The sequence below is a fragment of the Chroococcidiopsis cubana SAG 39.79 genome (assembly GCF_003991895.1).
GTDB classification, from domain to species: Bacteria; Cyanobacteriota; Cyanobacteriia; order Cyanobacteriales; family Chroococcidiopsidaceae; genus Chroococcidiopsis; species Chroococcidiopsis thermalis.
Window position 1 is genome coordinate 12,650 of the sequence record NZ_RSCK01000029.1, and the last position, 25,075, is coordinate 37,724.

Genomic DNA, 25,075 nt, shown 5'->3' on the forward strand with positions numbered 1-25,075 from the left:
GTCAGCATCCAAGCACTACCAGGAGGAGACAAGCAGTTACTCGAAGCTCAAATGCGAGCAGTCGAACTAGTTATCGGGCAAATAGAGAAAGAATACGTAGGAGCAAGGATAACGATTGACGGCGAACGCTCCTTTGTCAAGACCGGAAACTTAATCGCAATCGCGATCGACCACCCTGAATCGCGATCGCTCGATCCCCACGTACACACGCATTGTCTGATCGTGAATGCCACTCAATCGCCGACTAATGGTAAATGGTATGCCCTATCCAACGAGCAAATTCTTGCAGATCAACAATACTTGGGTTTGCAGTACCGACACCACCTGGTACTGGAAGTCCAAAAACTGGGATACGAAATCCAGTTGCTAGAAGGAGGTCAGTTCGAGATCGTCGGCTATTCACGACCGCAGCTTCTAGCATCATCTCAAAGGCAACAGCAAACTCTAGAGCTAGCTCCAGAAAACCCAACTTGGGAGCAAAGAAACACAGCTCGGCTGCTAACCCGCTCCTCCAAGCAACACGTTTGTGAGGAAGAGTTAGTCCGAAACCAACGAGCGCGACTTCAAGAGCTGGAAATCGCGTTTGTCACTCCCAGCCAACCGCGTCCCGACTTAAAAGGTACTCCCCTCACGCCTCAAATACTTGAAGAAGCGATCGCCCACTGCTCGGAATATCAAGTTGCTTTCCGCCGCCAGGATTTGGAGAAGTATATTTTAAGCGAGCATTTGACTTGCGATCTATCGCGATTAGACGATCTGATTGCGCAAAACACCGAATTGATTCGCACGCCTGAGACCAATCGCGTCCGCTACACGACTCGCTTGCTGATAAGGCGGTTTCCAATAAATTTGTTACCAATCAGGCAATCAGACGGGTTGAATCAGAATATCCCATTTAGGCAAAAGTGGATTTCGTGCCAATCTCCTCTCGATTGCCCGCATTGCTTTTTTAGTCAGTGAAATGCCTCTCTCATAAGTTTTCAGGTTCAACTTCACGATAGGATGATGTCCTTTCCAGGTCATACTTCTTGCCCACAGGAGCATGGTTAGAGCATCCGTCAGCTTGGTTCCATTCCAATGCTTTTCCAAAATCCCCCAACACCGCTCAATCGGATTGTACTTGCTGTGATAGGGGGGATAGTAGAGCAGGTGAATGGGCTTGCGGATGCAATCGACAAACTCCACCATCCGCTTGAGAAATTGAGTACGAATCCCACTACTTTCAGAACCATTATCGACTTTGAGCTGGACCTGTTGAGTCTGTTGTTGTTGCTCAGGTGAAAGGTCGTTCCACCACTCATAAAGCGCGTCGACCATAAAATCACTGGTTTTCGAGGAACTGCCAAACATTAGGTGCAGTTGTCCGCTATCCTCATCCACAATCCCACAAGGAATATACTTTTCATCAGTTCCAAAATCATGATCGCTGGCTCGGTTGTCTCCACGGGTTTGACCGCCACGAGCCAAATCACCAATGTTAACCGTGGCTTTGCAATCCATGCTCAGGCGTTTGACACTGCTGTCCGCTTGCCTGTCAATGGTTTGGATGTTGTCGAAGATGGCATTTGTTTGGGGAATTTTTTTTGAGGCTTGGCTTTGACCACAGAACGCAAACGGTACCCCATCCGATTCAATATCAGTGCCATTGTGCTAGGAGCTGGCACTTGTTCGTTAGGATATCCCTGCTGTTGCAGTTGCTCGATTGCTTCTGCTGCTGTTAACCGGGTGTAAGCAATCGTCGTCAGAAAACTGGGGTCTTGCTGAGCATGGGCCTCGGCGATCTGCCGCAAAGTTTCTGCGGCTTGTGGAAAGCGTTCTTCCCATCGCTTTGCACCACCCACGGCTGCTTGCGCCCCAATACAAATGATTCCTGTCCGATTTTCTGCCAGTCCTAACTCTACATTGTTTCTCCCCCAGCCAAAGACTGTCTCGGTTAATCGAGCATTGCCGCTGCAATACTTCAATGCCATTTGAGCTTGGAAGTTACGTCTTTGGGCACCACGCATTTTGGAAGCGGCAAGTCGCAAGTCCTCTATTTGCGAGCGCTCTAAAGACGGGCATTCATGCCTAAGACGTTCCAACATCTTGCTCCTAGATTTTCTAATGCATAAGAGCATCTTAGCTAATCTGGTAATTTCTTTGGTAGAAATCGCCCTAGCGCGAGAACGTGCCACAATTCGGCTGATGCAAGAAGGACAAGGAGCGGTAAAGGCGCTGACCTCAACTGAGGCGATCGCAGTGCAGCTAGGACAAACAGACTTGAATTTAGGTCAGCAACAAGCCGTAAAACTAACAGCAACGACCACCGATCGATTTATCGCGTGGCAGGGAGTAGCAGGTGCAGGGAAGACATCCGCGCTCAAAGAAGTTCTGCCGTTACTAACAGAGCGGGGATACAGCGTTAAAGCACTAGCCCCTAGCGCTCAAGCGGCAAAGGTTCTGGGTGAGGAATTACAAGTGGAAGCACAAACAGTCGATCTTTTACTGGCTAGCAATCGCCTCTCACTAGACCCCACTCCGCAGTACTGGATTGTAGACGAAGCTGGTTTGATTGGAGCGAAAAACGGGTTCGAGCTACTGCAAAGAGCGACCCAATCAGGAGCAAGGATTTTATTCGTTGGAGATTCCAAACAACTATCAGCGGTGCAGGCAGGCAACCCAGGGCGAACGCACGCAAATTTATACTAAGTATCTAAGTGGTATTCTGGAACAAATACTTTTCCTAAAAAGGAAATAATTCACGCTTCTACGCCTGATGAAACTTAAGCCGAAAATTACCATTGCAGATCACTTTAGTGAGATGGAAGATCCAAGAGTTGAGCGGAGCATACAGCATAAGTTAATTGATATCATTACTATCGCTATCTGTGCAGTAATTTGTGGGGCTGATACTTGGGTAGAGATAGAAATTTACGGTCAAGCTAAACATGAATGGTTGAAGCAGTTTCTAGAACTGCCTAATGGAATTCCAAGTCACGATACTTTTGCTAGAGTTTTTAGTCGTTTAGAGCCAAAAGAGTTTCAAAATTGTTTTTTAAATTGGGTTAAGTCTATTAGCAAGGTAGTGGCAAAAGAAGTAGTGGCAATAGATGGAAAAACACTGCGCCATTCCTATGATAATGGAGGTGATAAGAAAGCTATTCATATGGTAAGCGCTTGGGCGACTGAACTCATATTAGTTTTAGGACAAGTTAAAGTTGATGAGAAATCGAAGGAAATCACAGCGATTCCAGAATTACTCAAGGTGTTGTCACTACGAGGGTGTATTGTCACGATAGATGCCATGGGCTGTCAGAAGGAGATTGTTAAGTTAATAGCACAGCAAGAAGCAGATTACATTATCACCTTAAAGAAGAACCAAGGTTCTTTATATAAACGGGTAGAAGCATTATTTTCGGAAGCACTAAGAAGCAAATATCAAGGATTCACTCACAGCACAAATCGAGTGTCTGAGTCGAATCATGGTCGTGAAGAAACGAGATATTATGTGATGTTGAGCAATATTCAAAATCAAATAGATCCAGAAGGAGAATGGCAGAATCTACAAAGCATCGGTCGCGCAGATGTGATGAGAACTGTTAAAGGCAAAACCAAGATTGAGACCCGTTACTTTATTAGTAGTCTCCCAAATAATGCCAAATTACTTACTAATTCAATCCGCCAGCATTGGGCAATAGAAAACTCGTTGCACTGGGTATTAGATGTAGCTTTTCGTGAGGATGATAGTCGGATTAGAAAGGATAATGCTCCCCAAAATTTTGCCGTCCTACGCCACATAGCTCATAGTCTCCTGCAACAAAATAAATCAGTGAAAACTGGAATAAAAAATAAACGGCTCAAAGCTGGTTGGGATAATGATTATCTCGCTAAAGTTCTGTTTGGATAAAAGCTAAACGCAAAATTTAACTACAATATTAGGCTAACTCTGCATTAAAGTATGCATTGAAAATAGTCTAGAATTTGACGCATCAAGTTATTGGCTAAATGAGTCTATAGAAGAGAATTTGAGACTTATAACCTCCTGATTTAGCCTTCAGCATTACTCCAGTTTGTTATGTTCAGAATTTTTAGCCCAAACCGCTTCTTAGTATTTCATTGTGCATTTATTCGATGCGTTTGCCCTGTTTATCCCCCCGCTCAAGCAGTAGACTATGCTCAACATCAATCGTGCGCTGGAGAATGACCGCCTATTAAGGGCATTGACTGGGCTGAATCGGAAAGCGTTGAACGAGCTGTGTAAGGTTTTTAGTGCGGTCTATCAGGAGTGGGTAGAGAGTGAATCCAAACCGCGCCAACGAGCTAGAGGAGGGGGTAGGAAAGCCCGACTGGGGAGCATGGAAGCCAAACTATTTTTCATTTTGTTTTACTTCAAGTGTTATCCGACATTTGATGTTTTAGGCTTTTTGTTTGAACTGGAACGGGGACGAGCAAATCGGTGGGTGCATCGATTGCAACCTATAGTAGAAAATGCCTTGGGCAAAAAGATGGTGTTGCCCGAACGCAAAATTGAGCGCCTTGAGCAGTTTCTGGAACGCTTTCCTAAAGTAAAAGAGGTAGTCGTCGATGGGACAGAGCGTCCCGTACAACGACCAAAAGATGTACAAAAGCAGAAGCAGCATTACTCAGGCAAGAAGAAGCGGCATACCCGTAAGCACATCACGGCAAGTACCCGAAACAAGCGAGTGATTTTGTTGACTCAAGCCCAACCTGGAAAGCTCCACGATCAGCGGCAACTGGACGAAGCCGAGCTAGTGAAAAACATTCCAGATGCGGTGAGGATTGAAGGAGACTTGGGATTTCAGGGCTTGCAGAACGAGTTTGTCAACATTCGCTTGCCACATAAAAAGCCAAGGGGGAAAGAGTTAAGTGAGGAACACAAACAGCAAAACACTGAGTTGAGCAAACAACGGGTGGTTTGTGAACATACTCATGCTGGGATAAAGCGATCTCAGTCGGTTTCGGCAATTTATCGGAATCGTATGCCTGACTTCGACGATCGTCTGATGCTGACCGCGGCTGGGCTGTGGAATTTCTATTTGGAAGCGGCTTAACTGGTAAAGGGAGAGAAAAGACAGTCTGTGTCTTACTTCTGGAAACTTTTATAAAGCAACAGGTCTAATGCATTACTTGCGTAATCATGGCTAATTTTAGTAGAATCAATGCTACTATTTTCCAGAGAAAGGTTAACATATCAACAATTCTACAACACTTCCATATTTTTCTCTAAAGAATAAATTTTTCTGTGGGTAACTCCCAACTCATGTGCGAAATCTATCGGAATTAGCCCGATAGATATTTAGAGGCAGTTCGGCAAGCGCTCTTAAGTACTCTAGTTTACTCGAAACTTAACTTGAATTAATGTGAGGTTTATTCTGATGAAAAAATTTGCTGTCAGCTTGATAAGTCTGGCTACTTTGCTAGCTCCTACTCATGTGTTAGCTCAGAATTGGGTGCAAGTGAGTGGACGAATACTTGTTGATGTTGATTTTATCACAGCTAGTAGACAAAACAGAAATAATATCATCTATCGAGAAAAATTATTTCCACCGAATCTCCCTGGTGGATATATTATACACTAGACTTGTTGCTCAATAAGCTAAACTGAAAACAAGACAAAAGCCCTAGCTGTTCCCATGCTGGATATCGAACGAGCGCTCAACAACGACAGACTGCTACGCTCTTTGAGCGGACTGAACCGCCAAGCCTTTGATGAGCTGCTACCAGCCTTTGAGCGTGCATACCTTGCCGCACAAAATCACCAAACCTTAGCAGGTCGTCCTCGACAACGGGCAGCGGGCGGGGGGCAAAAAGGGCAATTGGGTGAAAGTCAATCCAAGTTGTTCTTGCTCTTGGTGTACTTCAAGTGCTACCCCACTTTTGATGTCTTGGGCTTTTTGTTTGACCTGGACTATAGCCGTGCTAACCGTTGGGTACATCGATTACAACCGATGCTGGAAGTAGCATTAGGCGAGAAGCTAGCACTACCAGAGCGCAAAATTGATAGCGTCGAGGCGTTCATCGAACGCTTTCCTTCAGTGAAGACAGTAATGATTGACGGCACTGAGCGTCCGATTGCCCGTCCCCAGGACAAAGAGAGCCAGAAGGACAACTACTCTGGTAAAAAGCGACGGCATACTCGCAAGCATTTAGGAGCAACAGATGAAAAAAAGCGTGTTCTGATTCTAACTCCAGCAAGAGAAGGCAAAGTGCACGATAAGCGCTTGCTCGATCAAACGCAGATAGCTCAAACGATCCCTGATGAAATTCCGATTGCGTTGGATTTGGGCTTTCAGGGATTGCAAAACGAGGTGGTTCAGGTTCGCATTCCCCACAAAAAGCCACGGGGCGGCAGCTTAACGGACGACCAGAAGCGAGAAAATCGGCAACTGAGTCAAGAAAGGGTGGTGTGTGAAAATGCCTTTGCTGGGGTGAAGCGCTATCGAGCTGTTGCAGAAGTATACAGGAATCGTGTGTCTGGATTCGATGACCACTTGATGTTGACCGCTTGCGGACTGTGGAACTTCTACCTGAGTAGCTGCTTAAGGTTAACGGAGTAGTGAAAGCGGATGAAAGCTGATTATCTTGCCGTCTTTTCGCTATTGAGCAACAAGTCTACTATCGGGCAGCTAATTGTGCAACTAGACATATGAGAGTAGTTGCAGAGGATGTGTACAACAACGCAGGAAGGGTTGTAAGCAGAAAAGCTGTTAAAGATGGAGGCGGATCTGTAATCCCAGGTGGACTCGGTTGGCGTGTTCTTAACCTTGTCTGCAAATGAAGTTACAAGTTACAGGGTATGACCAGATATTGATGTGAGGAAGAGAAGCTGTTATGCTCTAGAGCGTATTATTAAGGCGGCAATAAAAGAGAGGGCAGGGCTTTTATAGATTACGCAACAAGACTGCACTACATCTCGACTTGACCAGAAGCCCTGCCCTCTCTTTCCGTGCCAGGTTAATATGGACTTTGTATGTTTAGCTGGAGATGATGCAGGAACGGGGAGTGGAGGTTGACCATTCCACAATAAACCGTTGGGTATTGAAATATGCTCCAGAACTGGACAAACGAATTCGTCCTCATCTGAGACCTGCCAATGATTCGTGGCGGGTAGATGAAACGTACGTCAAGGTCAAAGGAAAGTGAAAGTATTTGTATCGTGCGGTGGACTCACAGGGGAACACCTTAGCCTAAATTATTCATGAGAAAACAAAAAGTGCTAGGAAAGAGAGCTTGAAACGATTTAGAATCAAGCTCTCTAGCATTTTAAACGTCTCAATTATGCCATGACAGAGTGTCATTCGGATCTCCAGTACGATTTCTATGAGTATGACCAAAAGTTGATGTGAGAAAGAAAACCTGGTATGCTTTGGATATGGCGCATGTTGGGGGAGTAATAGGGAAATGGGTGCATCAATCGTTGAGAGCAATGCTGAATTTGTCACGCGCCAAATCACGATTCTATTAGGGAAGACATTTTTAGAAACAGAAGAAACTGCCAAGAGCGATACGACTCTAGAAACGATGGCTCAGATAGCTGGGCAAAGGTGGCGAATTGAAGAATGCTTTAAACTCGCCAAAGATTCAGTTAGGTTTAGGGGAATATGAGGGTTTGTCAAATGGTTTGTGTCAAGCATGAAAATCAATTCGGAAATCGGTCTTCATAGGCGATCGCAAATCGATTCAAAGCGGCCTTCCAATCCCGAATCGGCATTGTCCACTTTTTAGAAATGTTTTGCAATGCAAGATATACGACTTTAAGTGCAGAATCGTCGGTGGGAAAGGTGCGATGATTCTTGATAACCTTTCTGAGAGTCATGTTGACCGATTCAATCGCATCGGTAGTATAAATGGCTTTGCGGATTTCAGACGGGAAGGCAAAGAACGGGATAACGCGCTGCCAGTGAGCCATCCAAGACTTGCTAATAATCGGATACTGCTTGTCCCATTTCTCGGCAAATGCCATTAATTGCTGCTCTGCCTCAGCTTCGGTACTGGCAGTGTAAATTAGCTTTAGGTCAGCGGCGACGGCTTTACGGTCTTTGTAGGAGACATGCAAGAGCGAGTTTCTGACCAGATGGACGATGCATAGCTGTACTTGGGTCTTGGGAAACACTGCTTCAATGGCATCACCAAAACCTGTCAAGCTGTCAATGCAGGCGATTGATTATATCCTTGAGTCCCCGATTTTGTAGTTCAGTTAAAATCGACAACCAAAATTTGGCAGACTCCCGAATGGGTGATCCACATGCCTAGTAATTCCTTAGTCCCAGACAAATTCACGCCCAAAGCAAGGTGAATGGCTTTGTTGATGACTCGTCCCACAGACGCGGACTTTAACGACAATGGCATCAAAATAGACAATCGGATAAAGGGCATCGAGTGGACGGTTTTGCCACAACTTGCGTTCTTCTTCAACTGCATCAGTGATGTTGGAAATTAAGCCAGCAGACACTTCAACGCCGTATAACTCTTGCAATTGTGCTTGAATATCACGAGCGGTCATCCCTCGTGCATATAAGGCTAGAATCTTGTCATCAAAACCGTCAAAGCGCGTCTGTCCCTTCTTGACCAGAATTGGCTCGAATTCACTAGTGCGATCGCGAGGAATGATAATCTCGGCTTCCCCAAATTCCCCTTTGATAGTCTTTTTACTATGACCATTGCGGCGATTTCGCACAGGCAGCGGTTCTTGTTGAACCTGGGTGCGTTGCTCTTCTAGGTGGGTATCCATGTCGGCTTGCTGTCCCCCGCTCTACTAATGCTTTGGTCAACTGTTTAAGAATTCCGCCTTCTCCCAGTAAATCTTGTGGATTATCGTAGCCTTGGAGCAACTCATCAAGTAATTCAGGTCTAAAGGTCATGGATTTGTATCAATAGTTCAATAGTTCATTAGATCTTGTTTTGACCTTTGACACAATTCATTTTACATACCCGAATATGAAGTTCGTTCGGGCGCACGGTTGGTATCGACATATTACCCTCGTCCTGGCGGCTCAAACCTCTCTGGTTGTATTACGACACCAAACTGAGCCTGCTATTCACCAGCCTACCCCCCTTTACCTCTAATAACAACTAGCAGTCTAACTGCGTTCAAAGCGGCACTAGGCTTATTATCCGACTGAGTATCTGGGAGATGAAGCGGTGGGTATCTCGATTCTTGTTTCCCACATTCTGGTGTCTTGAACACGTTTTGCGTTGGTCTTATTGGCGCAGCTCTCATCAAGCCTTGGCTCGTTACTACCATTACCAAAAGCGAATTCATTCTTCTATCTATCTACAACTGTAATACGGCGATCGCTCCCGCTTCACTGTGCGGCGGAATGGAAAATTTTTCTTCAACGGACGTGATTAAAGAAGAAGGTCAAGACTTTGTCTGATGCGGAAGCGCGCGAACTCACCTGGTTGCACAGAGGCAACCCCAACATCAAGATATAAGTGACCTAAAGCTATGGTTTCTGACGTGTTATTTTCGGCATCACACTTGACAAAGAACGCTTCTTCTCTAGTTTCACCAACTAAGAGTCTCGCTCTCCAGAGCCGCTCTAAAAATTTGTAGGTCGAACGCCAGACTCTTTCCCACAATATGTAATCGTTCCGTTCAAATACTACCCACTGAGTTTCTAGCTTAATAGATTTCTCAATGTAACTTATCAATCGCTGTACGCTGATGTAAAGCCCATCTGTTCTGTTTGGTTCAACCAGAGTGCGTGCTCCTAAGATCCGAATGCTTTGGTCTGGAACTTTACAAATACAGTTAATACCCAACGAGTTGAGTCGTTCTTGCTCCTCGAAGTTAACATCGTAGGCTAACCCGATCGCACCTTCAGTGACTACGTTGGTAGGTGCTTTGTAAACTCCAAATCTTTTGTCAATACTTGCCCACACACCCATCGTATGCCCACAAGGGGGAACAAAGATCGAAAGATCTTTATTTCGAGGATGATGAACCTCAATCCAAGGATAGTAGAGCGCCGCAAACATAGAGCGAGATCCAAATTCCTCTAACCATCCCACAACCTTTTCAGGTTTCACGCAATCGGGAGGGGGGTCGAACAACACCATTCGCCTTGGAAGATTGAAAATATCGCCACTGATAGATGTCTCACACATGCTTACCATCAGCTCCATAATGCTGTGAACCCGATCCAAGTCCAGAATCCCAGCTTCATAGATTCGCATTAAATCGGGAAATGCTACGATTGAGATCTCATCAATTGTAAAAATTCCGCGCACACCTGTTCCTTGGTAGCAATCGCCTTCCACTTCATGGGCAAACCGATCGTATGAAGCGGTAGGTAAAAAAGGATATAGCTCATACTCTCCATTCTTGGGGCGGGTTGTTACCTCTAAAATTGGTTGATTGAATTGAGCAATATCCTGTATGGTAATATATTTTGAAGGTTCTAGTGCCTCAACTACATAGGTAGCCGTTTGACTTTGAATCGTTGAATCCATAGTTAAGTGTTCGTACTGTTCTAGTACCTCACCCTGCCGTTTAAGAAGCAGCGTGAAGAAGTGGCTGTTATGGATTTGCTCTTGGTCGTTGGTAGGTGGCGGGACGCAGGTACTATCGCTAATTACAATTTGAATCGAACCTTCAGCAGTCTTCTCAGGTCGCAACAACGGATTTAGACAAGGAAGACCACTACACTGAGGAATTACTAAAACGCCTGAGTGCTGTTTTTGGACTGGTTGAGAGCGATCCGGCAACCGTTCGGGTAGTCCAGTTCCAATACTGGTAATCCAGCAGCGAGTACCGCCATTGAGAAAGTAGCCATAAACAGCCAAAGGTAGATAGGCATTGAAATCGGTAAAGCCGTCGGAGTTAGGTGAAGCGAAGTATTTTAAGTATTGCACCCAACTCTTGACTAGTATTGGCTTAGATATTTCAGCACCACCGCGAATATCTTCGGTAAAACCAATAAAACCAGCCACGGCAGTGTTCGCCCATTCAATTGGGCGGCTACCACAATCTTCTTCAACGTAAATTAATGTCATAGGAGAATATCCTTTGGTACTAATTCAGTGACGACTCAATACTTCTCGGTCAGAATTCATAGCCTTGGAGATTTGAGTTAGTCCCCCTAACAACGGATCGAGTTAAATCATTATTAGCCCACGCTACTTTACTCAACGTGGATAACCGCCGCACGTATGTAGCTCCTTTTGACCTTCTTTTATCACTTTAAGAAAAAAATAATCTAGGAGACGCATGGCGTAAGACTTTTACTAAAAAAGCTTGATTTCAACCATTCTATTAGAGAATAAACGCTCAAATGCGGCTACATCTACAGTTGAAAAATTGGCTATGATTTTTATTTTCTCAGAGCGACGCAAGAGGGTAAAAGGAGGCAAACTACTCCCGCCTGCTACAACTAAACTAATTGAATGTTTGAATTAATCGAGCGACCCTATCATCCAATGTAGCTCGTTTTCCAAATCCAAATGTGCCTCATCTTCCAAATCCAAATAATTCATTTGACTGATGCGGAAAATCACGAATTCAGCTGGTCGCACGGGGGCAACCTTGACATCCATATACACGCGACCTAATTTTATGGTTTCGGGCGGGTTATTTGATTCATCGCACTTGACAGAGAACGCTTCTTCTCTAGTTTTACCAACTAAGGCTCCCTCTCGCCAGAGCCTCTCTAAAAACTTAGTGGTTGAACGTCGGAGTTTTCCCCACAACCGGCGATCGTTCGCTTCAAATACTGCCCATTGAGTTCCCTCTTGAATAGATTTCTCAATGTAACTCACCAATCGCCGTACATTGATGTAACGCCATTCTTCTACCTCTGGATCGACTAGAGTGCGAGCGCCCCAGATGCGAATGCCACAATTTGGGAACCTGCGAATACAGTTAATACCTATTGGGTTGAGTAGTTCCTGTTCGCGGTAATTGACATCGTAGTCTAGACCTACAACTCCTCTGGGAATTTCATTGACTGGTGCTTTGTGAACTCCACGCTCTTCATCAGTACGCGCCCACACGCCCATCATGTGACCGCAGGGTGGGACTGAAATTAGACGACCCGCGTTACGGGGGTTGCGCACCCTGATCCATGGATAATACAAGGCTGCAAACATAGAACGAATTTTTAACTCCTGTTCTAACCACCGCGCTACCTGTTGGGGTTTGACGCAATTGTAGGGCGAATCAAGCACTACCATGCGGTTGGGAGGATTAGGAGTACTGCCGTCGATAGTTGCGTCACACAGATTTATCATCTGATGCATGATGGCGTGAACCCGATCGAGGTCCATAATCCCCGCTTCATGAGCACGCATTAAATCTGGACAAGCTAGCATCGTAATCTGATCGTACTCAAACATACCTCGCAGACCAGTGCGATCGTCCTGCGATCCTACTATATCGTTAGAGAATCGCTCTGGTGTCATTGTCGTTATTGCCAACGGAGGCGATAGATCGTATTGGCCGTTCATCGGGCGGCGATTTAGGGGTTGTCCTGGTTGAGCCTCATCTTCAACCTCGACGTACATTGAAGAACGCAGTGCCTCTACCACATATGTTGCCATTTGCGTTGGAGCATCTGGATTCATCGTCAAGTGGTCGTATTGCTCTAGCATTTCATCGCCGCATCGCAGTTGAAGGGAAAAGTATTCTCCTGTATTGGGCGGTGGTTCGCCTTGTGTTCCTTCGGGCATCGGGCGGGGTCTGCTATCACTAATGATAATTTGGATCGTACCAAGAGCTGCTGCCTGTTCTGCACGCAACGAAACGTTTAAAGTGGGGCGATTTCCACGTTTGGGAATCTGCACGGTAGCTATTGGCGGTAGGGTTGGTTGAGACGTTCCAGGTAGTTGAGTGCCAATGCTCGTAATATAGCAAAGCCTACCACCGTTGTTAAAGTAGCCATACACAGCAAAGGGCAGATAGGCATTGAAGTCGGTATAGCCGTCGGAATTGGGAGCGGCAAAGTAATTGAGGTATTGCGTCCAATTGGTAACGAGCATTGCCCTACCTATCTGGGCGCCGTTACGCACCGACTCGGTAAAGCCAATAAACCCAGCTACGGCAGTATTTACTCCTTCAATCGGGCGAGGACCGCTAACTACTTCTTCAACCATTGGATGACCAAGCGTGTACTCTAATGTTACACCGGGAAGCGTGTACTCTAACTTTGTTGGTCTAACCGGAGTAGGTAGCTGATAGGTCAAGGCAATATCTGTCACAGTCTCAACTCCAGCTTTTGTTTCGTCGCCAAACATCTGATTCATCAAGTCTTTAATCCGAGCACGTCCCCACAACTGAGCGATCGCTGGATGACCTGTTTGAGTAAAAATGAGGTTAAGCGTCTGTTCGTACTGCTTACCACTCGCCGTCATGCCGGTAATGCGGAGTTTCTTCTTACTAAATCTGTCTTCTTCTGTCAGAGGGATACGCCCAAACAATACTAGCGGCTGCTCGGCAAACAAGTCAGGCGGTATTGAGGGGTAAATGGCTGGAGAATGCTTAGTGCCTTCCCAACTTAGTTGAATGTTCGTCAGCACTGGGTTATTGATTTGGTTGCAGAACTTCTGTGCCACTTCCTCGGTTGGTTCATCCTGACGAATAATTTGGGCAGTTCCCCGTCCAATTTCTGCGATACGATTCAGTAAAAAACGATTGACCCAACTGCCGACACCGAAGCTGTAAAGCCGATTTCCTGGTTGCAACCGCTGTTGGATTTCTGAAAGGACTTCATTTTCGTTATCAATGTAGCCATCGCTCAAAAGTACAATACTCCGCAAGCGACCGCTTAGGGTAGCAGGAAAATTCAGCACCGTACGAATGCCCTCAAGTAAATATGTGCCAACATTTGCTTGTAGCTGCTCATTTGCTTGTAGCTGATTGATGTAGTCGATTGCTCGGATACGATTTTGTGGCGTATTTGGTAACGGTGTCGGTGACAGCGCTTTGGTAGTATTGGCAAAGTCAATAATCGTGAATGTGTCATCGGGATTTAACCCACGAATAAATTGGCGCATCAGTTCTTGGGATTTGTGCAGTGGATCGCCAAGCTGAGAGCTAGAGGTATCAATCAGGAACACCACATCTTTGGGCACGATCTGATCGGTACGATACTCCAAGGCAGGAATCAGATAGATCGCGAAATGACCACCCCGCTCATCATATTGGGTTAACACTGTAGCTTGAGTCTCATTACCGGCAACGCGATAGCGTAGAATTAGGTCTTTGTTGGGAATTGTGGATCGATCGTCCAGTTTCACTCGCACGATCGATCCACGTTCAATTTGCAGTTGATGAGAAGGAGAGCGAACATCAGAAACTGGCACACCTGCCTCAATCTCTACTGTGACACGAATGTCATGACCTGAACGAGTTTCCGGTGGCATCACAGGTGGACTAATCCGCCCTGCATCGGGAACGCGGTTGGTATTTCCACTGCTATCAATTGGTGTACCAGGAATAAAACGCGGTCCCACAACCATGGGAAAGATGAATTCGTAATCGCCGCTGGCAAATTTCAGGCTATCTGTGTAGCGAATTGTAACGTCAATTTGCTCACCTGGTCTGATGTTAGCCAGAGACTGGGTAAAAACATTGTCCCGTTGTTGTTCGAGTAAGCCTGCTATACGCCCTTGACTCCGAGCTTGTGAATAAATTTGTTGGACTTCTTCACGTTTCTTAATATTACCCTTGATTGTGCGATCGCCGATTTTGATTTCCATGTCATCCACAGCTGCTTCATCCGGCAGCGGAAAGACATAGACTGCCTCTAGAGGTTCGCTGAAGGAATTTTCAAAAGTTTGCGTTACTTCAACCCGCGACAAATTACCAGCAATTTTAGCTAAAACTTCTGTATGTTTCAGAGGGAAGACGAGTTGCTCGGTTGCAGTCTTTCCATATAATCCTGCCAATAGCTGATTGTCGGGTTCAATTGTTTTAGCCATAGTCATTCTCTTTTGTGATTTATCTATGTGCAAGCGGAAATCTTTTAAGAATCTCCCGTTAAGGCTGCACCTGTAGCGGTGAGAGTGTCAACGGTTTAAACCTTCAGCTAGGCTAAATTTATTTGGAAGTGGATGCAATTAAATGCTGGAGATATCCTTCAAAGGCTTGAGCTGTAGCAATATTTGTTGCTAAGACAACTGGATTGACGTTGCAGGCTCTGGATAAAGCTTCATCATTTGCTTGTGACGGTTGCTGAGCAAGGAAATCTCGGAGGAAAATTACCCCGAGAAGATTTTTAGAGGCAATCAAAGAATTAACTTCTTGATAACCACCAGCAGTTAAATTAGATAGTACTCTTCTCACAAATATGTTGTTTTCATCCAAAACTTCGCTAATATTAGAAGATGCCATTAGTAAACATTTGGAGAAAGTTTCTTGATGGCGTAGGATAAAATCAACTAACTCTGCTTTTTGGCTATCATGAGCTAGAAGAACAATATATTTTTCCTTGAGAATTTCTGAAACTGCTGAAACACGATCGCGATCGCCTAGTTCTTCGTCAGTTGCTTCATTTGTTGGAGAAACGGTTGCGTTGGTCGATTCTGTATCTATGAGTTCAGGCGCATCCGTTGAAATGGGAGGATTCTCAGCTATCTCTGCTGCTTGAGCTTCTACATGCTCTGTTGATGTACTAGCATCTGGTATAGAAGAGTGTGAAGATTCTCCTACAACGCTTGCTTGTGCAACTTCCATTAGTACTAATTTTTCTGCTATCGGTGTTGCGTTTTCCTCAACAATCATTTGTGCAACAGTAGTATCGGTATGAGGTTCTTCTGGGAGTTTTGGTGTTTCGGCAATAACTGAGGGAATGTCGGCGGTGTTGCTTTGTACTGTAGCGGATGGTAATACCGACTCTTGTAATGTGGTAGCATCTGTAACTTTTGCAGAGATATCTTCGTTAGGCTCATCTAAAGAGTCATCGGCGGACGATTTCACCTTGGAGTTGGTAACAATAGCATCAGACAACTGTGTCATACCACTTTCTGCTGTAACTTCCGGTGATGTTGATGCTTCTATAGTCTCTGTATCCTTTGCTGGAGCGTTTTCAATGGACTGTTCTAAAGCAATGTCATCAATATTAGACTGTTCCACACCTTCTGGTTGTGCAGCAACTTTAGCTGCTGGCAATTCCTCTGATGTAGATTCGTCTACTGGTGGTATTTGTGGAATCTCATGTGCGATTTCAGGTTCAGATGAAATTTCTGAGTTGCCTGATTCGGCTCCATTAGATAGAGATGCTATTGGGGCGACAACTGTAGCATCTTCATAAATTCCGGTAAGCGGCTTTAGCAGAAAATCTCCCAGACGAATTTCATCGCCAGCTTTGAGTAAATAAGCGTGCTTTTTGGTGGCAATTTTATTGTTAATTAAACAGCCATTAGTGCTACCTATATCGGTAAAATAATATTCACCGTTTTGATAAGAAAATTCACCATGACAGCGACTGATATCAGATTGTTCCAAGAGCAAATTAGAAGTAGCAGAACGACCAACCATGCATTTTCCCTGATGGCGGATTACTGATACTAAGTCGAAGTCAAACTCTTCATGTGTTTGAGCATTGATGATTTGAAGTTTCATACGGTCTCCTTGTACTAATAAGAAATGAGCTTTGGCAATTGAATTGTGACGAACTTGAAGATTTTTTGCAGCTTGCTTAAGCGAAGAGGTTTAACTACAAGTAAATCCTGAAAAGCTTAAATCTTGGCTGACAAAAAAGTAGAGTTTAAGCTGTTGTAGGTTAGGTTTCAACATAGCTTGACTTCATTATTTGTAATGTATTATTTTATAAATTGAGGAAGACAAAACATCTAGAAATGGGTTTCTTGGTTCTTGCTTAAACAGAAGCAGGTTCTGCCAGTTCACGCATCAATTCTGATGGATTGTAATTATTTGTAATTACTTGCGGACAACGGATGCATGCAACTTTACCTGACTGTTGCCACCAGCGACAATCTCGACGTATAGGACAGGGTGGTAATTCTTCTACCACCACAGATAATTTTTCTACAATTCGCTGTGCCAGACGACAATCTTTACCATCAAAATGCTGGCAATTAGAAGCGGCGCACGGTGCTGCAATCCGAAAAACTTCTGTAGGTGTAATGGGGCTGATTTTTGCTAATAGTTTATCTGTGAAAGGTTGCGGTTGCTTAAAATAAGTTACACGCGGTTTTGTCACTGTCCCACCGATCGCACCATAGATGATACTGTTATCTAATTCTGTTCTAGCACTGGGACAAAATGGAGCTTTTTCTATATTAATCTCTTTCATTATTTTTCCTCTAGAGAAGAGTCTCCTTGAGAAGAGAATGTTTCCCGTTCCACTATCCCTATAAAAGGTGCATGAAAGAGAAGTGAGGATTTCTTAAAAATAACATCTTTCATCTCCTCAATAGAGAGATTTAACAAGGTATCGTGTGGATTCATCGCTTGATACCTTCGGACGATCGCATTGTTTAGTGCATTATCGATTGAGTTCTCATTGCGATCGCCCAGTTCTTCACCGATTACTTCAGTTGTGAGAGAGTCTATTGCAGCGGTTGATTCCGAATGTCTGAATTCGGACGAACTAGATTGAATGTGAGTATTTTCGGTTAACATTGCTGCTTGGATTTTTACATTTGCTGTTGGTGTACTTGCTGCTAGTGACAAAGGCTTTGGAGATTCTTCTACAGTGCTTGTTTTTGCAACTTCCAGAAGCACTAATTTTTCTGGAACCGCTGCTACATTTTTCTCAACGGACTCTTCTACTACGGTATTATCAGTACGATCTTCTTGTATCATTTTAGGTAAAGATGAAATTTCCAAGTTACTGGGTTTTGCTCTATTAGATAGAGGTATTGCAAAAAAATTTTGAGCATATTCTCTCTTCTGTCACTTTGTCAGAGGTAAATTTCAAACCCCTTACATAGTGTAATTTTTCTGATTCACTTATTCCAAAATGACAAAAAAGCAAATCATAGATCCAGCAGTAATTTTAGCTTTTTCTTTCGTAAGGTGACAGAAGAGGAATATTTAATTACCTGTATTCTCGGTCGAGCATGGCAAAACGATTAGGTACAATCTGGCGATACTCCTCAAATTTAGGTGAACCTTTAGTGCTGGAATAAGCCCGAAAAGTTTCTGCCAAATCTTCGTCAATGGTTTCCTTTGCGTACTCTGATACAAAAACTTTGTCTGCTGCTATAGTTTCTTTCCATTCTAACCATTTGCCTTTGCTTTTGTCCCAACCCCAATCACGAACTGTCCAAAGGTGTCCTATTTCATGAATTAGGTTTCCCTTTAGCCCATCATCATGCTTAAGTGGCTTAGTTTCTTTGTTAGGATAAACCATCACTACTCCATCCGCTACCACAGACATAATCATTCTATCGTTACTAGGATTGGGCACTGGATTAAAATTAATTTGCCTAACTAGTGAACGGTTTTCTTTAGGTAAATAGCTAACAGCATCAACAATCTGTTGCACTGTATAATTATGGTATCCTGGCTCCAGTTCTTTCGGGGCAATAATAGTCATCGAATGTGATCCACCACCCTTCTCCTCAAAAAGTGCCCCCCAAAATTTAGCATCAGCGGTTTTACCTTTAAACTTAAACTCTTTTCGCTCTGAAAGCGGGTCGATAGTATATTCTACTTTTTCGTTGGTGGTTAATGGCTCCTCAACGGAGTAAGGCAAGAATTTTCCGTAAGTAATCAAATTATGGAGTTTTCCTTCCTGCTCCTCTGGGTTCATAGCCATTAATGCTTTAAAGTCTTCCTCCGCCATCTTGCTACGCACTGTCTCGGATAACCTGTTTGTTTCACCACCTATTAAGTTTTTCAGAATCTTCCGGTCAGTGTTATCTAATTTATCCCAACCTTCCAGCTGCTGAACCGCTGCAACTGCTAACTTAGCATCGATTGCAGTCAGAGACGAGGAAAGATCGGTTGATATGGGTTTTGTGCCCCATTCCGGTCTCCACTTGAGGATAATCGCTTGTTTCTCCTGCGAACCAAGCAAGATTGGCTTCACTCTGACATCAGCTACCAGAGGTTTGGCTCCCCAAAAATGTAGCATTTTTGTGACTTGATGGCGAAACTCCTTGACAGACTCTTCATTAGTATCTTTTGGATTACTACTTAAAATTAGTTCGTTATCTGCTACTGGTGTTGCTCCAACTGGTTGAGTTTCTTTTTGTTGTGCTTCTGTAACTGGTTGAGTTTCTTCCTGTCGTGGTTCTACAACTGGTTGAGATTGTTGTTCACTCCCTTTTTTGATATATGGCGGGTTTGTAGAAAACTTTAGTTTATCCGGCAAAAAATCGCTTGCTCTTGCACGTTGTACGACAATATCTGGTAGCGCTGTTGCTGGTGTTTGTGGTAATGACGATAGTGTTTTGTGCACTATAGTGAACTCATCTTGCACAGTGCTGCTTGTCTGCCGCAACGTCTGAGCTGGCTGATAGTTCGCATTTGAAACTGCGGCTTTGCCGAGCGTAGCAGCTTTTGCCCCTAGCTGGGTTGCTTCTTTTTCCAAGATTGGATCGTCATTGATCGCTACCCCCCCAAGCTGCATTGTCGGCTGCACTCGTTGTCCTTGCATATGCTGCAACGTATGCCCGAATTCATGTTCTAAATGCCCTTCTTGCCCTGGCGCTAGCTTAATATATTTCCCCTGTGCGGTTGCTTGTGCGTTCACCTTTGCGGGTTCGGCAGAGTTGTAGTCGACTGTCACATCATCCATCGGCTTACCAATTAGTATTTCGCCCCCAACTCTTAAGTATTCAGGCAATCCAGTTCGGTTAGCATTTGGGTGAACGACGGACTGCGATTGGTTAGCTGTTTTCGCTTGACGTTGCACGACGGAAAAAGTACTCGATCCATATGTAAATGAAGTAGTACTCCCTTGCCCAAATGAATTCGTTTTCTTAGCTCTGCGTTGCACTGGTTGATACATAATATTTTTCTCTAGTTAGGGAGCAAAAACTGACAGACGAACTCAAGAGTGGTGCCAACACTGAGTTAGCTTACTAACATCTGCCCTAGCCGAATAGAATTAGTCCCATTTGCTTTTTCATTGAGTCGGGAGAGATTTCTTGCCTACTCTATTACCAATGGAAAACTGAAAGCTATAGCCCTTCTAGCATTCAACTGAAATATATAACAACAGATTGATAACACTACTCATAATTGTGCCTCTAATCTAGAACGTTCAAAAGTCGTTGACTAGACATTTTAGCTACTACAGCCAGAATCAAGCTTGATTCTGGTAATGAGAGCTATTTCTTCTCGTCAGTGATAGTATTGTCTCATCCATCATTGCTTTAGTGTGCTAGCCCAAAGTCTAATTATTCAACTCGCACAAGCGCAGCCAAAGCTTAGAGGTTGTATTGTCTCTATCACGTTTGGCTGCTCGTTTATGCCGTTTTCCTCATCCTTTCAGGTCTTCAATTTTTCTACCAGAGCTAATTTTCCTTGTACAAGTTGCTCAATTGCCGACGTTTCCAGGCATAGTGCAAAATATTGACTCCAAGCTCTTGCGCGTCACGAATCGTGCCTCGCGGTAAATTCAGTCCTCTCTCCAGTCCCCAAGCACTGGCTAAATCACCAATTGCTAAGACCAATCCCCCATCCCCACCACACAAAAGTTGTATCGTCTGCTGATTTATGAGTGGCAATGCGTCGAATAAACATGGCTCATTGCGTAAAGGATGATCGGGGCGCAATTGTTCTAGCGGTTTTAGGGGAGATTTCAATTGTTTAGCAGCTAAAAACTGTACTGATTCAATTAGCTCAGTTGCCTCGGATGGCACATCGACCAGCAAGGTTCCTCCAGAGTGGAGACAACTCTTTAATGCTGTAACTTCAACAGCATTAAGCGATAATTTTTGTTGACCTGTAAGATATAAAAGATCGTAACTTTGAAGATTAGCTGCCCAATCTACTTGCTCGATATCTTTTACTCCCCGTAGTGACGGACAATATCGTTCAACTACTTTTACTAAGTAGCAAAGGTTGTAAAAGTTTCGGCTAGACTCAGGATCGTCGCTGCGATTAATTTGAGCAACGCGCACTAAACCTTCGGGACAAGCCTTGGCTTGTAAGCGTTCGCACAGATTGATGTCGCCATATCCTGGAAAGAAAACATCAGTCGGCTCGGTAATCGCATTTTTGTTAATTTGCAGCAGAATTTGACATAGCTCAACATCCCCAACACTAGGATCGGGAGCAGTGCTTTTTTCATCAATGCGGTACGTCTCCTGCACAATTTCACTGGTTTTTCGATCTTCGAGTTCATCTGGATCGCGATATCTGGCTACTAGGTATACCTTAACTGGCTTAGAATCTTTCAATTCGGTAGCAATCCGAAAGTTTAATGGTTTAGGCACTACAATTACATTTCCGGCGAGATCGATAGCTCTACCTGGTTGAATTTGCACCCACCTTTGGTCGCGATAAGCGGCTGATACTTCCTTGGGAGCTGCAACGGCACGTACACCCAAACCGTTAACAATACCTGGTTGATTGAGCGACTGATAGTTCTCCTTCTGATGCCGACGGTGGTAATTTTCCTGTTTTTTCCAATGTGAGGCAGTAATGAGCATCCCATCACTCGGTTGTAGACGTTCAAATGGATTGTTTGGTGGACTAGGAAAGGGACGTGTCATATAAAACCTCACGGGAGATAGGAAACTGCATACATTTATCTTGCAAAGGAATAAGAAATATCAATTTTCTTTGTTTATTCCCTGAATTAATTTCTGAAACCGCTCATTATATCGAATACGAACAACATCTAAGTCATTTTCTGCCATTGCTCGTCTTCGTTGCGGGTTTAGCTCAATTGCCCGTTGCAAATTTTCAGTCGCCTGTTCCAAGTTCCCTTGTAAGGCATAACAGCGAGCTATGTTGTACCAAACCTCGTCGTCATTTGGCTTGATTTCTAGTGCTCGGTCGTAAGAATTGACTGCCTCTTCATAACGTCCTAAAATATATAGTGAAAAGCCGTAACTGCTCCATGCATCGCTATCATTTGGATTGATTTTTAGTGCTTGACTGTAAGAGTTAACTGCCTTTGTATCCCGTTTTAACTTCGCCTGTGCATCGCCGTGACCTCTCCAAGCATCGCTATCATTTGGATTGATTTTTAGTGTTCTATTATAAGAAGTAACTGCCTCTTTATAACGTTTCAATTCCATCAGTATATCGCCGCGTTTGCTCTAAGCGAAATCGTAATTTAGATCGATCTTTAGTGTTTGGTCAAAAGATGCGATCGCTGCTTCATATTCTTTTACAGTAATTAACACAGCTCCCAGTTCAAATAGAAGGTAAACTTCCTCATCTGATGTCTGACAATTTTCTTCAAATAACTCTTGAATTGCAATCAGTTTTTGAGTTATCTCCTCAAAGATTAAAACAATATTTTTTACTAATAAACTAAATTCTTCTGATGTCATAGCTGATTGTACTCCACAGCTTCTTCAAATTCTTCAACTTCTTTCAACAGATGAACACTGTACCAATACTTAATCTCGCTTATTTGGCTGACGAAAATAACAGATATCACACCTTATAGATAAACTAAATAGCTCACTTTCGCCATTTACCAAATTCCAACGAGCGATTAAGAAAGATTTTCAAGAAATAGTTCGTAGGTGCAAAAAGCTGGTTTTTCCGAGTCAATAATTCGCCTAACTAACTGCTCGTCAATTGTGCTGGAGTCCTCGCAGCGCAGCCGTACTATAAAGTGATAAGGCTTTCCACCACCTAATACAGTATCCACTCCTAAACGGGATTTTCCTAGCACCCATCCTGAACTGAAAGGTTCAATGATACTGATATGCTTATTAGCTTCTTGTGGGATGTCGTCATCTAAGGGTAAACCCGTATATAAATGTAAATAAAGCCGCAATCCTTTACGAGTACCGCGCCAGCGATAAAGCTCCACAGCCCGACGAATTAATCGCCGCTGTTGGTTGAGCCTCCAATCGGCTGATTCTGGCCAAGCGACCCAATGAGCTAAAAAGGGCAACAGTGCTTGTGGGCAAGTCAAAGGATCTAGATTTGCCCACATACTGTTGAAGCTATTGACAACAGGGTCAAAAGCTTGCTCCAACATACCAATAAAGCGGTTAACAAAGTCTTGTTCTCGGTATATCTGTGGCAGCTTTCCAACATAACCCTTATTACTATGAGGACGCACGCACAGATCGAAATCAACCTGCGCCATAAATGGTGCTGCCCCAGACTGGTGGTTGTAGCTGTTGCGAGTATAAACCGAAACATTCCCTTGAAAGTTGATATCTAAGCGTTTTGTGTTGCCAGATTCGATCGCTTGCCAATCTTCAAAAAAATTGTCGGGAATGCATATTAGTAGTTCCCCAGACCACTTTCCTTTAGCAGGAATTTCTATCGCCTTTGAATCAATTGGCTGTGCCTTGTCGTCGCTACTCCTTGTATTGGCTATTTGTTTTGGTGTCTCTGGTACTAGCTGACACCAATTATGAGGAAAATTACCTTTAACCCAAACGATCAGTTGTACAGAAGAAACTTCCCAGTTCTCTATTTGCACTATCACGCAGGTAGGTTCTCCTGGGTGCAGGGTGAAAGACTGATTCTTTTGTTGTGCTGTTGCTGTCTGTCTAAGTTCCCCTAAGAATAAATCTGTCTGAGCCACAGCTTCAGGAAGTTCCATCATCGGAGTTAATTCTAACCTGATGCCGCCGTTCTTTTCGCCGTATTGAGTAAGGTCTGAAACCATATCAGCCTTGTCCTCTCAATCTTTTACTTTGTGCATTGCTCTTTTGCGCCCTGCGTCGCTCGCGCCCCGCGTTGTGTCACTGATGCTCCTACATCGGGTACAGTTGCTGAAGGAAAGTTGAAGATGAAACAAGCTTGCCTCTATTGCCTCTCTTTGGTAGCATAATAATGATCGTTAGGCTCAGTAAATCGTAGCAGAGTATAAGCTCCGTGTGACTGATTGGCATCAGCGTTCTGTACGGCAGTGCCATTTGGATAAACTATATCATTAGTGCCATTGGGGTGAATTATATTAATACTGCGATCCAACATCATAGAGATTAGTAGTGGGGTAAGATCACCAACAAGGTGGTCGAAAGACCCTTGAGTGCGAATAAAATTTATAAAACTCTCTTGACCTAGATTAGTTAGGTCCATAAAACCTAGAACCTGCTCGGTTAAATTATAGTCGAGCATGCTCCTAGGGTCGTTATAGAACCGATCTCGGACATAACCAGCTACAGCTTCACGAAACTCGCCAGCATCACTGTAGGGTGCACCCGCTTGTATTAATGCATTGTACAAACAATCACCATCAGGATGTACATGCACACTCTCTAATCCAAAGTTGTCGAGTGTTGCTTGTGCGGCTTCGGATACTACGTATTCAGAGCCTTCAGGTTCCTTATGAGAAGTTGCTGACAATCGGTATGTGAAGTTAGGGTGTTTTCCAAGTCTTTCTATTTGCTTTGTTTTTACTAAATCATTAATAGCATTGTCGATTAATCGTGGGTTAACATTTGTTAATTCTGCTCCTGCGACAATGTTTATTCTATCTTTCGGCTCACCGGATTGCTGCAAGTAAGCTAATATCTTTTGCCTTGCAACTTCTGGTAAGATTTTTTCAGTTTGGGGAGTTTCTGACAAGAATTTGTATGTGAAGTTAGGGTGTTTTCCAAGTCTTTCTATTTGCTTTGTTTTTACTAAATCATTAATAGCATCGATGATTAATTTTGGGTTAGCATTTGTTAATTCCGCTCCTGCGACAATGTTTATTCTATCTTTCGGCTCACCGGATTGCTGCAAGTAAGCTAATATCTTTTGCCTTACAACTTTTTGTGAGATTTTTTCAGTTTGGGGAGTTTCTGACAAGAATTTGTATGTGTATTTAGGTGGTTTTCCAAGTCTTTCTATTTGCTTTGTTTTTACTAAATCATTAATAGCATTAGTAATTAATGTTGGGTTAACATTTATTAATTCCGCTCCTGCGATAATGTTTATTCTATCTTTTGGCTCACCGGATTGCTGCAAGTAAGCTAATATCTTTTGCCTTGCAACTTCTGGTAAGATTTTTTCAGTTTGGGGAGTTTC

General features: G+C 43.8%; 18 protein-coding genes and 3 pseudogenes. 8 read left to right on the forward strand and 13 right to left on the reverse strand.

What is annotated here, in order from left to right:
* Positions 1-960 (forward strand): MobF family relaxase (mobF, locus tag DSM107010_RS17830; RefSeq protein ID WP_158631813.1); only part of this gene is annotated, 960 nt, incomplete at its 5' end.
* Here mobF and DSM107010_RS42995 read toward each other — a convergent pair.
* A pseudogene (locus tag DSM107010_RS42995) lies at positions 868-2,117 on the reverse strand (ISAzo13 family transposase). The gene mobF and the pseudogene DSM107010_RS42995 overlap by 93 nt on opposite strands.
* On the opposite strand from DSM107010_RS42995, the gene DSM107010_RS17840 reads away from it, so the two are divergent.
* The 6 genes and pseudogenes from DSM107010_RS17840 (at position 2,104) to DSM107010_RS17865 (ending at position 7,605) form a co-directional block, all read left to right on the forward strand.
* On the forward strand, positions 2,104-2,688 hold the full coding sequence (locus DSM107010_RS17840; RefSeq protein ID WP_127023521.1) for an AAA family ATPase: 585 nt from the start codon (positions 2,104-2,106) through the stop codon (positions 2,686-2,688). The pseudogene DSM107010_RS42995 and the gene DSM107010_RS17840 sit on opposite strands and share 14 nt — an antisense overlap.
* Before the next feature lie 67 nt (positions 2,689-2,755).
* Positions 2,756-3,886: an ISAs1 family transposase gene (locus DSM107010_RS17845; protein ID WP_127023524.1), complete on the forward strand. Its 1,131-nt coding sequence runs from the start codon at positions 2,756-2,758 to the stop codon at positions 3,884-3,886.
* A gap of 265 nt (positions 3,887-4,151) precedes the next feature.
* Positions 4,152-5,051 (forward strand): transposase family protein, encoded by a 900-nt coding sequence (locus DSM107010_RS17850; protein WP_106170716.1) that lies wholly within the window; start codon positions 4,152-4,154, stop codon positions 5,049-5,051.
* A gap of 582 nt (positions 5,052-5,633) precedes the next feature.
* Entirely contained in the window at positions 5,634-6,557 is a 924-nt protein-coding gene (locus DSM107010_RS17855; RefSeq protein WP_106170710.1) for a transposase family protein, read from the forward strand.
* A gap of 424 nt (positions 6,558-6,981) precedes the next feature.
* Positions 6,982-7,140: pseudogene (locus DSM107010_RS17860) on the forward strand (IS6 family transposase); the annotation flags it as partial.
* A gap of 261 nt (positions 7,141-7,401) precedes the next feature.
* Entirely contained in the window at positions 7,402-7,605 is a 204-nt protein-coding gene (locus DSM107010_RS17865; protein WP_106170707.1) for a hypothetical protein, read from the forward strand.
* 34 nt (positions 7,606-7,639) lie between these two features.
* Here the strand turns inward: DSM107010_RS17865 and DSM107010_RS42740 are convergent.
* Positions 7,640-8,861: pseudogene (locus DSM107010_RS42740) on the reverse strand (IS256 family transposase).
* Between the two features lie 318 nt (positions 8,862-9,179).
* Here DSM107010_RS42740 and DSM107010_RS17875 point away from each other — a divergent pair.
* Positions 9,180-9,377 (forward strand): hypothetical protein, encoded by a 198-nt coding sequence (locus DSM107010_RS17875; RefSeq protein ID WP_127023527.1) that lies wholly within the window; start codon positions 9,180-9,182, stop codon positions 9,375-9,377.
* On the opposite strand, the gene DSM107010_RS17880 is transcribed toward DSM107010_RS17875, so the two are convergent.
* The 11 genes from DSM107010_RS17880 to DSM107010_RS17935 all read right to left on the reverse strand — a co-directional run.
* Positions 9,349-10,998, reverse strand: a complete 1,650-nt coding sequence (locus DSM107010_RS17880) for a phage tail sheath family protein (RefSeq protein ID WP_106166292.1) — start codon at positions 10,996-10,998, stop codon at positions 9,349-9,351. The two genes, DSM107010_RS17875 and DSM107010_RS17880, sit on opposite strands and share 29 nt — an antisense overlap.
* Positions 10,999-11,397: 399 nt before the next feature.
* Complete coding sequence (locus DSM107010_RS39745; RefSeq protein ID WP_199755607.1) at positions 11,398-14,919, reverse strand: VIT domain-containing protein; 3,522 nt, start codon at positions 14,917-14,919, stop codon at positions 11,398-11,400.
* Positions 14,920-15,037: 118 nt separating this feature from the next.
* Entirely contained in the window at positions 15,038-16,561 is a 1,524-nt protein-coding gene (locus DSM107010_RS17895) for an FHA domain-containing protein (protein ID WP_106166293.1), read from the reverse strand.
* A 256-nt stretch (positions 16,562-16,817) separates the two neighbouring features.
* Entirely contained in the window at positions 16,818-17,255 is a 438-nt protein-coding gene (locus tag DSM107010_RS17900) for a nitrogen fixation protein (protein WP_106166294.1), read from the reverse strand.
* On the reverse strand, positions 17,255-17,791 hold the full coding sequence (locus DSM107010_RS17905) for a hypothetical protein (protein WP_127023530.1): 537 nt from the start codon (positions 17,789-17,791) through the stop codon (positions 17,255-17,257). The genes DSM107010_RS17900 and DSM107010_RS17905 overlap by 1 nt, the downstream gene beginning before the upstream one ends.
* 211 nt (positions 17,792-18,002) lie before the next feature.
* Positions 18,003-19,922, reverse strand: a complete 1,920-nt coding sequence (locus DSM107010_RS17910) for a hypothetical protein (RefSeq protein WP_106166296.1) — start codon at positions 19,920-19,922, stop codon at positions 18,003-18,005.
* Positions 19,923-20,430: 508 nt separating this feature from the next.
* Complete coding sequence (locus tag DSM107010_RS17915; protein WP_106166297.1) at positions 20,431-21,633, reverse strand: DUF4159 domain-containing protein; 1,203 nt, start codon at positions 21,631-21,633, stop codon at positions 20,431-20,433.
* Between the two features lie 60 nt (positions 21,634-21,693).
* Complete coding sequence (locus DSM107010_RS17920; protein ID WP_308726775.1) at positions 21,694-22,170, reverse strand: tetratricopeptide repeat protein; 477 nt, start codon at positions 22,168-22,170, stop codon at positions 21,694-21,696.
* 15 nt (positions 22,171-22,185) lie between these two features.
* Positions 22,186-22,422, reverse strand: coding sequence for a hypothetical protein (locus DSM107010_RS17925; RefSeq protein WP_106166299.1), 237 nt, complete (start codon positions 22,420-22,422; stop codon positions 22,186-22,188).
* Between the two features lie 167 nt (positions 22,423-22,589).
* Positions 22,590-23,726 carry a phage tail protein gene (locus tag DSM107010_RS17930; protein ID WP_106166300.1) on the reverse strand — a complete coding sequence of 379 codons (1,137 nt, stop codon included), beginning with the start codon at positions 23,724-23,726 and terminating at the stop codon, positions 22,590-22,592.
* A 140-nt stretch (positions 23,727-23,866) separates the two neighbouring features.
* Positions 23,867-25,075, reverse strand: a 1,209-nt coding sequence (locus DSM107010_RS17935; protein ID WP_199755608.1) for an OTU domain-containing protein, incomplete at its 5' end; no start/stop codon positions are given.